Below are 11,590 nucleotides of genomic sequence, written 5' to 3'. Positions count from 1 at the left end.
CGSYMCGAGSSGCYGGCGCGCYRGCSSCTCGKRSGCGGGGCCGCTCCCCCGGCACCCCGCTCCTCGGCAGCTCACTGCGGACGAGCGTCAGCTCCCGTACGGTCCAGGGCGTGCCCCGGAAGGAGTCAAGGGCGTCGGCGTACGGGCCGAGCCCCGGCACTCCCCGGCCGCGCGCCAGCGTGAGGTGCGGGCGGTAGGCCCGGTGCTCCTCGACCGCGAGGCCCGCCTTGCGCGCCGCCGCCTCCGTGCGTCCGGCGAGGAGCCGCAGCGCGGCCACGTCCCCCGTCGCGCGCGCCCACAGCGCCCGGTCCCCGAAGTGGCCGCCGCCGCTCAGGGCCAGGGAGAACGGGGATGTGCGGTGCGCGGCCCGTGCCAGGCGCGCGGTGAGGCCGGGGAGGACCGGCTCCGCCACCTCGGCCAGGAACGTCAGCGTGAAGTGCCAGCCCCCGGAGGCCGTCCACCGCAGGTCGTCCGCGCCGGGCAGCTCGCGCAACGCGGCTGCCGCCGATGCCAGTTCGGCGCTCGCGGCGTCCGGCGGGATGACGGCGGCGAAGAGTCTCATGCCGGTGATTCTCCCTGGACCGGGCGGCCCGTACTGCCTAGCCTCCGTCCATGAGCGACATGAGTGGCGTGAGTGGCGTGAGTGGCGTGAGTGACGTGAGTGACATGCGTGACAGGGACGCGGAACCTCTCCAGATACGGCCCGGCACCGCGGACGACGTCCCCGCCGTGCTCGGGCTCTTCGACCGGGCCGTGGAGTGGCTCGTGTCGCAGGGGCGGACGGGGCAGTGGGGCACCCGGCCCTGGTCGGAGAACCCGAAGGCGGTGGCGCTCGTCGAGCGCTATCTGACCTCGGGCGAGCCGTGGGTCGCCGAGATCGGCGGCGTCGTGGCGGGCACCGTCACGCTCACCGAAGGACCGGGACCGAACATCCCCGAGGCCGGTGAGCCCGAGCGCTACGTCCATCTGCTCGCCGCCGACCACCGCTTCGCGGGCCGCGGCGTCGGCCGTGCCCTGCTCGCGCACGCCGCCGCGGAGACCCGGCGCCAGGGCGTCGCACTGCTCCGGGTCGACTGCTACGCGGGCGACGACGGCAAGCTCGTCGCGTACTACGTGGGCAACGGCTTCACCGCCACCGAGACCTTCACGGGCCCGGACGGAAGCTGGCCCGGCCAGATCCTTGAGATGCGGGTCTGACCGGGCCGTACACACGGCATCGCACGGGCCTACGCCGCGGTCGCCAGCTCCCGCTCCCTCGGGACGAACTGCACGTGCCGACGGCCCCGGCGCAGGTCCACCTTGAGGCGGAGGTCGGCGGCGCGCGCCAGCATCAGGCCGACACCGGCCGCGGCGAGGGCGCAGACCAGGCCGCCGACCGCCATGCTGATCCGGACGCCGTAGGCGTCGGCGAGCCAGCCGAAGAGCGGTCCGCCGAGCGGCGTGCCGCCGGTGAAGACCATCATGAACAGTGACATCACCCGGCCCCGCATCTCGGGGTCGGTGGCCATCTGGACCGAGGAGTTGGCGGTGACGTTCACCGTCAGGCCCAGGATGCCGATCGGGACGATCAGCGCCACGAACATCCAGTACGCGGGCGCGAACGCGGCCACGATCTGGAGCACGCCGAAGGCGGTCGCGGCCCCGGCGAGCAGCCGGAGCCGCGAGGTGCCGCGCCGGGCCGCGAGCAGCGCACCGGCGAGCGAGCCGATGGCCATCAGGGTGTTGAACAGCCCGTACATCCCCACGCCGCCGTGGAAGATGTCGTCCGCGAAGGCGCTCAGCCAGATCGGGAAGTTGAAGCCGAAGGTGCCGATGAAGCCGACGAGGACGATCGGCCAGATCAGCTCGGGGTGCTTGGAGACGTAGTTCAGGCCCTCCCTGAGCTGCCCCTTGCCGCGCGGTGCGCGCGGGGTGGCGTTCAGCTCGGCGGTGCGCATGAGGAGCAGGCCGGTGAGGGGGGCGAGGAAGGACAGGCCGTTGGCGAGGAAGGCCCAGCCGGGGCCGACGGCGGCGGTCAGGGCGCTCGCCACGGCGGGGCCGATGAGCCGCGCCGACTGGAAGTTCGCCGAGTTCAGCGAGACGGCGTTGCGGACCTGGTCCGGGCCGACCATCTCGGACACGAAGGACTGCCGTGTCGGGTTGTCGACGACGGTGACGAGGCCGGTGAAGAAGGCCGCGACATAGACGTGCCAGACCTGGACGTGTCCGCTGAGCGTCAGGGCGGCGAGGAAGAGGCCGCTGATGCTCATGGCGCCCTGGGTGCAGAAGAGCAGGCTGCGCTTGGCGAAGCGGTCGGCGATGACACCGCCGTACAGACCGAGGAGCAGCATCGGCAGGAACTGCATGGCCGTCGTGATGCCGACGGCGGCGGAGGAGCCGGTGAGGCTCAGGACCAACCAGTCCTGGGTGATGCGGGCCATCCAGGTGCCGGTGTTGGAGACGACGGCACCGGTGGCGAAGAGCCGGTAGTTGCGGATCTTCAGCGAGCTGAACATCGAGGACTTGCGGGGGCGGACGGATGTGTCGAGGGCGGTCGGTGCGGGGGCGGAGTCTGCTCCGGATCCCGTACTCAAAGTGGGTTCGCCTCCTTGGCGTACGAAGGTGCTACGAGTTGCTATGCGGTGCTATGAGGTGCGATGAGGTCTACGGATGGCTCACAGGTGCGCGAGCTTCTCCAGGACCGGAGCGGCGGCGCGCAGGCGTGCCCACTCGTCGTCGTCGAGGTGCTCGGCGAGGTCCGCGAGCCAGGCGTTGCGCTTGCGGCGGCTCTCTTCGAGCATCGCCTCGGCGGTCTCGGTCTGGGTGACCACCTTCTGGCGGCGGTCCTCCGGGTGCGGTTCGAGCCGGACGAGTCCCTTGGCTTCGAGCAGCGCCACGATGCGGGTCATCGACGGCGGCTGCACATGCTCCTTGCGGGCCAGCTCACCGGGGGTGGCGCTGCCGCAGCGGGCGAGGGTGCCGAGCACCGACATCTCGGTGGGGCTCAGCGACTCGTCGACCCGCTGGTGCTTGAGTCGACGGGACAGGCGCATCACGGCGGAGCGCAGGGCGTTCACGGCGGCGGCGTCGTCACCATGGGAGAGGTCCGGCATGTTCGTTAGCGTAACTCATTACCCTAGCTAAGGACCACTCGTATACCCGAGAGACGCACTGAAAGCCGTCACATCACCCGAAAGAGTGAGGCGAACGCGGAAAGTGACGCGAAACACGTCGGGTGGCGTGAACGCTGGCCCGTATGGGATCCACGGTGCTCAGCCTGCGCATAGACGGTTCGCTGCATGAGCGGCTCCGCCAGCATGCCGCGAAAAGGGGAATGAGCGTCCAGGACTACGTGGTCCGGACGCTCATTCGGGATGACTTCGACGAGCGGTTCGCCTCTGCCGTCGAGGAGACGGAGAAGTTCTACGGGGCGGCGTGAGAGCCGGCCCGTGCGCTACGTCAGGTTCAGGGCCGGCATCAGGTAGTAGAAGGCGAACACCGCCGACACCGCGTACATCGCGACCGGCACCTCGCGGCCCCGCCCTGCCGCCAGGCGCAGGACGGTGAAGGTGACGAAGCCCATGCCGATGCCGTTGGTGATCGAGTAGGTGAACGGCATCATCAGCATCGTCACGAACGCGGGAATGGCGATCGTGTAATCCGCCCAGTCGATCTGCCGGATGGACCCGGACAGGATCAGGAAGCCCACCGCGAGCAGCGCGGGCGTGGCCGCCTGGGACGGGACCATCGTGGCGATCGGGGTGAGGAAGAGCGCCACGGCGAAGAGCCCGCCGGTGACGACGTTCGCCAGGCCGGTGCGCGCGCCCTCGCCGACGCCCGCCGTGGACTCCACGAAGCAGGTGGTGGCGGAGGCGGAGGAGGCGCCGCCCGCGGCGACCGCGATGCCGTCGACGAAGAGCACCTTGTTGATGCCGGGCATGTTGCCGTTCGCGTCCGTGAGACCGGCCTCGTCGCCGATGCCCATGATCGTGCCCATCGCGTCGAAGAAGCACGAGAGCAGCACGGTGAAGACGAAGAGGACGCCGGTCAGGACGCCGACCTTCTCGAAGCCGCCGAAGAGGCTGATCTCGCCGACGAGCCCGAAGTCGGGCGTGGAGACGGGGTTGCCGGGCCACTCCGGGCTGGTCAGGCCCCACACCTCGGACGGCAGACCGGCCACGGCGTGGATGATCATCGCGACGACCGTCATGACGACGATGCTGAGCAGGATCGCGCCGGGCACCTTGCGCACCAGGAGCGCGAGGGTGAGCAGCACGCCGAGCACGAAGACGAGCACCGGCCAGCCGTTGAGGTGGCCGTCGCCGCCGAGCTGGAGCGGGACGGTGGTGTGCGCGGCGTCCGGCATCCGCGAGACGAAGCCGGAGTCGACGAGGCCGATCAGCATGATGAAGAGGCCGATGCCGATCGCGATGCCCTTGCGCAGGCCGAGCGGCACGGCGCTCATCACGCGCTCCCGCAGACCGGTCGCGACCAGCAGCATCACGACGAAACCGGCGAGGACGACCATGCCCATGGCGTCCGGCCAGGACATGCGCGGGGCGAGCTGGAGGGCGACGACGGTGTTGACGCCGAGGCCCGCGGCGAGCGCGATGGGGACGTTGCCGATGACGCCCATGAGCAGCGTGGTGAAGGCGGCGGTCAGGACGGTCGCGGTGACCAGCTGCTTGTTGTCGAGCTGGTGGCCGTACATGTCCTTCGCGCTGCCCAGGATGATCGGGTTCAGCACGATGATGTAGGCCATCGCGAAGAAGGTGGCGAAGCCGCCGCGGACTTCCCTGGCCAGGGTCGAGCCCCGCTCCGAGATCTTGAAGAACGCGTCGAGGCCGTTCTGCGGGGCCTTCGGCGGCTCTTTGCGGGCGTCGACCGGAGCGCTGGCCGAGGAAGACATGGAAAACCTCATGACCTGTGATGGAGGTGGGGAGAGAGCGGAAGCCGAGAAGGAAGTGACGTGCCGAGCTTGACGGAACTTGTACCTTCATACGAAAGCAATCGGCCATCCATAAGCCGTTTCAGTATGAATACATGAAGCCGAAATCGCTATCTCCGCGCGTAGACCCCCCGGGGGCAACGGGTGTGGGCGGCGTCGGCGCCGCCTCGTAAGGTGTACGCATGGCGAAGTGGACCCCACAGCACGAGGCGCCGGAGCCCCTTGAGGGCCCCGTGGTCGCCACCATCACGGGCGGCACGATCCTCTGGTTCGTCCTCTTCCTGGTACAGCTCCCCTTCTACGGCTGGTTCGACGACCGCGACGCCACCTGGTGGGTGTGGACATGCCTGGCCGGTGGCGGCCTCGGCCTCATCGGCATCTGGTACGTACGGGGCCGCGACGCCGCGATCAAGCGGGCGCGCGCCGCGCAGGCAGCAACGCAGCAGCCGTAGCGGCGGCTCCGCGCACGGACGTCGTACCGGCGCGGCAGCCCCGTACGACCACAGGACGGGACACCTCCTACCGTGGTCGGATCTTTGGGGCACTCAAGGGGTGAAGCCCCACAACCGCACTTACCGTCGAAGGCATGACGCATATCGACGCGGGCGCCGAGCTCGACCCCGTTCACCCGGTGCCTCCCCCGGCGGGCCGGAACTCCGGCCTGACGTCGGCGGAGGTGGCCGAACGGGTCGAGCGCGGCGAGGTCAACGACGTACCGGTGCGCAGCTCACGGTCGCTGAGCGAGATCGTCCGGGCCAACGTCTTCACCCGCTTCAACGCGATCATCGGCGTGCTCTGGGTGATCATGTTGTTCGTGGCGCCGATCCAGGACAGCCTCTTCGGCTTCGTGATCGTCGCCAACACCGGCATCGGCATCATCCAGGAGTGGCGCGCCAAGAAGACCCTGGACAGCCTCGCGGTCATAGGCGAGGCCAGGCCGACCGTGCGGCGCGACGGCAGGGCCACGGAGGTCTCCACCTCCGAGATCGTCCTCGGCGACCTGGTGGAGCTGGGCCCCGGCGACAAGATCATGGTGGACGGCGAGGCCGTCGAGACCGACAGCCTGGAGGTCGACGAGTCGCTCCTGACCGGCGAGGCCGACCCGGTCGTCAAGAAGCCCGGCGACAAGATGATGTCGGGCTCGTTCGTCGTCGCGGGCGGCGGCGCGTTCACCGCCACCAAGGTCGGCCGCGAGGCCTACGCCGCCCAGCTCGCCGAGGAGGCCTCGCGCTTCACCCTCGTCCACTCCGAGCTGCGCTCCGGCATCTCCACGATCCTCAAGTACGTGACCTGGCTGATGGTGCCGACCTCCATCGGCCTCGTCATCTCCCAGCTCGTCGTCAAGGACGACGACTTCCGGCAGTCCATCGCCTACACCGTCGGCGGCATCGTCCCGATGATCCCCGAGGGCCTGGTCCTGCTGACCTCCGTGGCCTTCGCGATCGGTGTCATCAGGCTCGGCCGGAAACAGTGCCTCGTCCAGGAGCTCCCGGCGATCGAGGGCCTGGCCCGCGTCGACACCGTCTGCCTGGACAAGACCGGCACCCTCACCGAGGGCGGCATGGACGTCACCGAGCTGCGCACGCTCGGCGACGCCGACGAGACCTACGTACGCAAGGTCCTCGGCGCCCTGGGCGAGTCCGACCCCCGGCCGAACGCCTCGCTCCAGGCGATCATCGACGCCTACCCCGACAGCGAGGAGTGGCGCTGCACGCAGTCCCTGCCCTTCTCCTCGGCCCGCAAGTACAGCGGCGCCTCCTTCAGCGAGGGCGACGGCACCACGTCCGCCTGGCTCCTCGGCGCGCCCGACGTGCTGCTCCCCGACGGCGACCCCGTCCTCTCCGACATCGAGGAGCTCAACCAGCAGGGTCTGCGCGTGCTGCTCCTCGCCCGCGCCACCGGAGACCTCGACGACCCCGAGGTGGCCGAAGGGGCGCGCGCCACCGCCCTCGTCGTCCTGGAGCAGCGGCTGCGCCCGGACGCCGCCGACACCCTCCGCTACTTCGCCGAGCAGGACGTCCACGCCAAGGTCATCTCCGGCGACAACGCGGTCTCGGTGGGCGCGGTCGCGGGCAAGCTCGGGCTGCCCGGCGCCGAGAACACCGTGGACGCGCGCAAGCTGCCCACCGAGCGGGACGAGATGGCGAAGGCCCTGGACGACAGCGCGGTCTTCGGCCGCGTCACCCCGCAGCAGAAGCGCGACATGGTGGGCGCCCTCCAGTCACGCGGCCACACCGTCGCGATGACCGGCGACGGCGTCAACGACGTCCTCGCCCTCAAGGACGCCGACATCGGCGTGTCCATGGGCTCGGGCTCGGAGGCCACGCGGGCGGTCGCCCAGATCGTGCTGCTGAACAACAGCTTCGCGACGCTGCCCTCCGTCGTCGCCGAGGGCCGCCGCGTCATCGGCAACATCACGCGCGTCGCCACGCTGTTCCTGGTCAAGACGGTCTACTCGGTGGTCATCGCCCTGCTGGTCGTCTGCGCCCAGGCGGAGTACATCTTCCTCCCCCGCCACCTGACGCTCCTGTCCACCCTGACGATCGGCGTCCCGGCCTTCTTCCTCGCCCTGGCCCCCAACAAGGAGCGCGCGAAGCCGCACTTCGTGCGCAGGGTCATGCGGTACGCGATCCCGGGCGGCGTCATCGCGGGCGTCGCGACCTTCGTGACGTACCTGCTGGCCCGGCACCACTACGAGGGCGCGGGCGCGCGGGAAGCCGAGACCAGCGCGGCCACCCTGGCGCTGTTCCTCATCGCCATGTGGGTGCTCGCCATCATCGCCCGCCCTTACACGTGGTGGCGGATCTGCCTCATCGGCGCGATGGGTCTCGGCTTCCTGTTCGTGCTGACCGTGCCCTGGCTCCAGGACTTCTTCCAGCTCAAGCTGGTGGGCACGACGATGCCGTGGGCGGCGGTCGCGATCGCGGCGGTGGCCTCACTGGCCATCGAGGTCATCTACCGCTGGGTGGACCGCCGCTTTCCGGCGTGAGCCCCGTGACTTACTGGACGTCGACGAAGTCGCTGGTGGACGTCACGGCGGGGGTGGTGGAGGTGCCCGCGAAGACGTAGCGGAAGTAGCCGTCGGCGGACGCCTTCACGGTGGTGCTCAGGTTGCCCTTGGAGTCGGACTTCACCGTCTTGAGGGTGGTGTAGCTGCTGGCACCCTTCTTCTTGTACTGGAGCTTCACGTCCTGCTTGGTGTAGCCCGCGTACTTCGAGGTGTACCAGTTGGCGCGGGTCAGCGCGCCCTTGACGGTGAGGGTCTTGCCCTTCTTGACGGGCTCGGGCGTGGCGTTGGTGGTGAGGCGGGCAAAGCGCTGGATGCGGGCGTTCGAGGACACGTTGTCCTCCTGGGCGAGGTCGCCGTCCTCGCCGATCGCGGTGGCCGCGACCTTCCACTTTCCGGCCAGCACGTTGTCGTAGAGGTCGGTCTTCGGGTCGACCACGACGGAGACCGTGCAGGTGGCGGTCGTCGCGTTCACGGCCGCGCAGGTGTCGTCGGCGTCCTCGGAGAAGAGGAGGCCGTCGATGTCGCTGTCGATGTCGCTGCCGTGCCAGAGGAAGGCGTCGCCCAGGTAGATGCCCTCCGGGTCGGTCGCGGTGACGGCGATGTCGAACTTCACCTTGTTGGTGGTGCCGACGACGATGTCCTTGCCCTTGTTGACGACGACCTTCGTGATCTTCGTGTCGCCGTCGGATTCGGCGGCGGCCGCCTTGGCGACGGCGGTCTTCTCGCGCTGCGTCAGGTGCGGCCCGTCGGCGGCCTGCGCGGCCGGGACGGCAAGTGCGGACAGGGCCAGGGTGCCGGACAGTGCGGCCACGGTGGCACGAATACGCATGTGTTTCCCCAGGTGGAGAAGGGGACTCCCGCGGTGCGTGACGCCTTCACGCGGAAGTCCGGTGATCTAGGAGTCTGTTGACTCGCAAGATCAGACTCGCGACCCCCACGCCTGGTTGTATGAAAAGTGAAGGAAATGTGACCGGCTTTCGGACGGCGATATTCCGCCGCGACGCGGACGCTTTCCGTCAGTCGAACCCGACGGAAGCGCCCCGTCCCGGTCGAACCGGAGGGAAGCGCCCCGCGCCGATCGAACCCAACGCATGCGCCCCGCGCCCAACGAACCCGACGCATGCGGCCCGCGCCCAACGAACCGAACGCAAGCGGCCCGCGCCAGTCGAACCCGACGGAAGCGGCCCGCGTCAGTCGAACCAGCGGTCCCGTGCCAGTTCCGCCGTGCGTGAGGGGTCCTCCAGGAGGGCCGTCACCTCGAAGCGGCGCGGCCACTGGCCCGCCGCCCAGGCGAGGCCCGCCGCGACGCCCTCCAGGGTCGCCGCGTGGACGGTGCCGTCGGGGGTGCGGCGCCAGTCAAGGTCCGTGCCGCCCGCGGTCAGTTCCTCGTACTCGACGTACGTCTCCGGGGTCGCCGGGCCGAGCAGGGTCCGTACGGCGGCGGGCACCTCGTGCTCGACGCCCTCCCCCGCGGGCTCCACGGCCGCCGTCTCGCTCAGGCGCCGCACCTGGAACAGCTCCGCCAGGTCCGCGGCCCTGCGGGGCGCCACGGGCAGCAGCGGGACTCCGTCGGCGAGCGGCAGCAGGTCGGGGGCGTCGGCCACCACCGCGTCCGCCGCGTCGACCACCACGACCTCGCCGTCCACCACCGCGCGCAGCTCGTCGGGGAGCGTCACCTGCTCGGGGTCGAGATCGGCCAGGGCGCCGTACAGGGCGTGCAGCTGASSKCGVGGAGTTCGGCGGCGCCGCCCGGCTCCGCCAGGAGCGCGGCGACGGACGTACGGACGCCGAGCGCCCGCAGCACCTGCTCGTCACCGAAGCCGGTGGCGTCCGCCGCGTCGTACAGGCCCGCGAGGAGCGGATCGCCGCCCTCCGCGCGCAGCCCGGCGGGCCTGCGGCCGTCGAGCACCGGGTGGCCGCGCAGCCACCAGGCCGTGTACGGGCGGACGCTCTCCGTCGTACCGTCCGGCAGCAGCACCCGCAGCGGCTGGGTCAGGGCGTCCCGCAGCGGCGGGCGCGAGAGCATCGCGAGCGCCTGCGGCCAGTGGTCGTCGTCGATCAGGTCGAGGTCCCGCACGGCGACGATCTCGGTGGCGACGGGCGGTACGGGGGTGTCCGGGAGCCGGTCGAGGACGTCCTCGCACCACACGTCGACGGCGTCGAGGAGCCCGGCGTCGTCGGGCTCGGGAAAGTCACCCTCACGGGGGTCGAGTTCGTCCGGGTCGAGGACGACGTCGGTGGCCCGTACCAGCGCGAACGTGGCGAGCACCCCGCAGGCGGCGAGGGGCTGCTCGCCCCAGCGCCCGGCGGTCTCGGCGTCCACGAGGGCGAGTTCGTCCTCGCGCATGACCTCGGCGAAGGGGCTCCCGGGCAGGACGAGTTCACCCGCGGGGGCCAGTTCGCCGTCCTCGTCGGGCAGGGCGAGGGCCGCGAGCCACGGCTCGTCGCCCGGCGCGAGGTCCGCCGCGCGGACCAGCGTGAGCACGACCTCCGCGAGCTCCTCCGCGTCCAGGGCCTCCTCGTCCCAGGTGTCGTCGTCGAGGGAGGCGGCCACGGCGGCGCGCACCTGCGGGGTCGTCAGGACCGCCCGGGGCGTGGCGGGCAGGGCGCCCAGCTTTTCGAGCAGCGGATGGACGGCGTCCGGGTGGGCGACCTTGAGCCCGAGGCGGGCGAGGGACTCCTGGTCGCGCTCCTCGCCGGGGGCGGGCAGCAGGACCTGCCGCGGCCCGATCGTCGTACGCCGGTCCGCCAGCGGCACCGGCAGCCCCGAGAGGCGCTCCGGGTCGACCCCGGCGAGGGTGTCGTACAGCCGCCGCCACCAGCCGGGCTCCCGGTCGAGACCGGCGAGGCGGTCGATCGCCTCGGTCAGCGGGACCCGGGCGACACCGAGGGTGCGCAGCTCGGCGCGGCGTTCCAGGCCCGCGGGGAGCAGGCTGGGCAGCACCTCGGCGAGGACGCGGACGGTGTCGGCGCCCGCTCCCTCGACGACCTCGGCGTCCCGGGGCCGCAGCGCCTCGGGGAGCGTGTCGTCGTCCTCGTCGCCGCGCGGCAGGGCGGGCGGCAGGAAGGCGGTGCGGGGCAGCCGCTCCAGGATGCCCTGGCGCAGGGCGCCGTCCAGCTCGCTCCGGCCGAGCGGCCCGGGAACCAGGGAGATGACGCCCTCTCCCACGGGCCGCCAGTCGGCGAGGAGCTCCGCGTACGCGTCCGCCGCGCGCTGCACCAGGAAGTCGGTGAGCGGCCCGGGTGCGGCGTGCCGCCGTGCGGTGTCCAGCGGGAACGAGGCGATGAGCAGCGCCGGTACGCCCAGCGGCTCGTCGCTCGGCGTCGGCGCGTGCACGACCGGCGTGGCGCGGGGCCGCTCCGGGGCGCCGTCGGGGCCCGCGGGGACGGCCCAGGTGACGGACCAGTGCGGACGCAGCCGCTCCTCGACGGGACGGTCCTTCAGGAGGGCGGCGTCCAGCGGCCCCTGTCGGCTGACGGTGCGCCAGCGGGTCGTGCCCTCGCGGCTGTCCTCGATGACGGTGTACGGGGCCTCGGTGCGGCGGCGCAGGGTCCGCACGGTCCCGCCCGGCGTCTCCACGCGGACCTCTTCGAGCCCCGGCAGCGCGAGGAGGAGGGCGTCGTCCACGCCGTCGAGCAGCCGGGTGACGAGG

Annotated in this window: 9 protein-coding genes and 1 pseudogene; 4 read left to right on the top strand and 6 right to left on the bottom strand. The window is 71.3% G+C overall.

Translation table 11 applies throughout. From position 1 onward, the window contains the following. Positions 1–562, bottom strand: a 562-nt coding sequence (thpR, locus tag AB8Z36_RS15690; protein ID WP_369213915.1) for an RNA 2',3'-cyclic phosphodiesterase, incomplete at its 3' end; no start/stop codon positions are given. A gap of 104 nt (positions 563–666) precedes the next feature. On the opposite strand from thpR, the gene AB8Z36_RS15685 reads away from it, so the two are divergent. Continuing rightward, the gene (locus AB8Z36_RS15685; protein ID WP_369213916.1) at positions 667–1,197 is read left to right on the top strand and encodes a GNAT family N-acetyltransferase; all 531 of its coding nucleotides are present in this window, start codon (positions 667–669) and stop codon (positions 1,195–1,197) included. Positions 1,198–1,226: 29 nt separating this feature from the next. On the opposite strand, the gene AB8Z36_RS15680 is transcribed toward AB8Z36_RS15685, so the two are convergent. Both AB8Z36_RS15680 and AB8Z36_RS15675 read right to left on the bottom strand, forming a co-directional pair. Continuing rightward, positions 1,227–2,573 (bottom strand): MFS transporter, encoded by a 1,347-nt coding sequence (locus AB8Z36_RS15680; protein ID WP_369213914.1) that lies wholly within the window; start codon positions 2,571–2,573, stop codon positions 1,227–1,229. Positions 2,574–2,654: 81 nt separating this feature from the next. Then, complete coding sequence (locus AB8Z36_RS15675; protein ID WP_369213913.1) at positions 2,655–3,092, bottom strand: MarR family winged helix-turn-helix transcriptional regulator; 438 nt, start codon at positions 3,090–3,092, stop codon at positions 2,655–2,657. 143 nt (positions 3,093–3,235) lie between these two features. Between AB8Z36_RS15675 and AB8Z36_RS15670 the strand changes: the two genes are divergently transcribed. Further along, positions 3,236–3,418 (top strand): toxin-antitoxin system HicB family antitoxin, encoded by a 183-nt coding sequence (locus AB8Z36_RS15670; RefSeq protein ID WP_369213912.1) that lies wholly within the window; start codon positions 3,236–3,238, stop codon positions 3,416–3,418. A gap of 15 nt (positions 3,419–3,433) precedes the next feature. Here the strand turns inward: AB8Z36_RS15670 and AB8Z36_RS15665 are convergent, their stop codons facing one another. Further along, complete coding sequence (locus tag AB8Z36_RS15665; protein WP_369213911.1) at positions 3,434–4,888, bottom strand: NCS2 family permease; 1,455 nt, start codon at positions 4,886–4,888, stop codon at positions 3,434–3,436. Positions 4,889–5,109: 221 nt separating this feature from the next. Here AB8Z36_RS15665 and AB8Z36_RS15660 point away from each other — a divergent pair, with 221 nt between their 5' ends. Together AB8Z36_RS15660 and AB8Z36_RS15655 are read left to right on the top strand one after the other, a co-directional pair. Beyond that, on the top strand, positions 5,110–5,379 hold the full coding sequence (locus tag AB8Z36_RS15660; RefSeq protein WP_369213910.1) for a DUF2530 domain-containing protein: 270 nt from the start codon (positions 5,110–5,112) through the stop codon (positions 5,377–5,379). Positions 5,380–5,513: 134 nt separating this feature from the next. Then, a complete protein-coding gene (locus AB8Z36_RS15655) occupies positions 5,514–7,916 on the top strand; it encodes an HAD-IC family P-type ATPase (RefSeq protein ID WP_369213909.1) in 2,403 nt (800 codons plus the stop codon). Positions 7,917–7,926: 10 nt separating this feature from the next. On the opposite strand, the gene AB8Z36_RS15650 is transcribed toward AB8Z36_RS15655, so the two are convergent. After that, on the bottom strand, positions 7,927–8,766 hold the full coding sequence (locus AB8Z36_RS15650; protein WP_369213908.1) for a calcium-binding protein: 840 nt from the start codon (positions 8,764–8,766) through the stop codon (positions 7,927–7,929). 361 nt (positions 8,767–9,127) lie between these two features. Beyond that, positions 9,128–11,590, bottom strand: a pseudogene (locus AB8Z36_RS15645) (sacsin N-terminal ATP-binding-like domain-containing protein); the annotation flags it as partial.

It is taken from the genome of Streptomyces flavofungini (genome assembly GCF_041028215.1).
Lineage (GTDB): Bacteria > Actinomycetota > Actinomycetes > Streptomycetales > Streptomycetaceae > Streptomyces > Streptomyces flavofungini_B.
This window is presented reverse-complemented; position numbering and strand designations above follow the sequence as displayed.

Excerpts from the sequence above, each read along its gene's own strand:
- AB8Z36_RS15685 (WP_369213916.1), top strand. The coding sequence starts at position 667 with ATGCGTGACAGGGACGCGGAACCTCTCCAGATACGGCCCGGCACCGCG.
- AB8Z36_RS15675 (WP_369213913.1), bottom strand. The coding sequence starts at position 3,092 with ATGCCGGACCTCTCCCATGGTGACGACGCCGCCGCCGTGAACGCCCTG.
- AB8Z36_RS15670 (WP_369213912.1), top strand. The coding sequence starts at position 3,236 with ATGGGATCCACGGTGCTCAGCCTGCGCATAGACGGTTCGCTGCATGAG.
- AB8Z36_RS15665 (WP_369213911.1), bottom strand. The coding sequence starts at position 4,888 with ATGTCTTCCTCGGCCAGCGCTCCGGTCGACGCCCGCAAAGAGCCGCCG.
- AB8Z36_RS15660 (WP_369213910.1), top strand. The coding sequence starts at position 5,110 with ATGGCGAAGTGGACCCCACAGCACGAGGCGCCGGAGCCCCTTGAGGGC.
- AB8Z36_RS15655 (WP_369213909.1), top strand. The coding sequence starts at position 5,514 with ATGACGCATATCGACGCGGGCGCCGAGCTCGACCCCGTTCACCCGGTG.
- AB8Z36_RS15650 (WP_369213908.1), bottom strand. The coding sequence starts at position 8,766 with ATGCGTATTCGTGCCACCGTGGCCGCACTGTCCGGCACCCTGGCCCTG.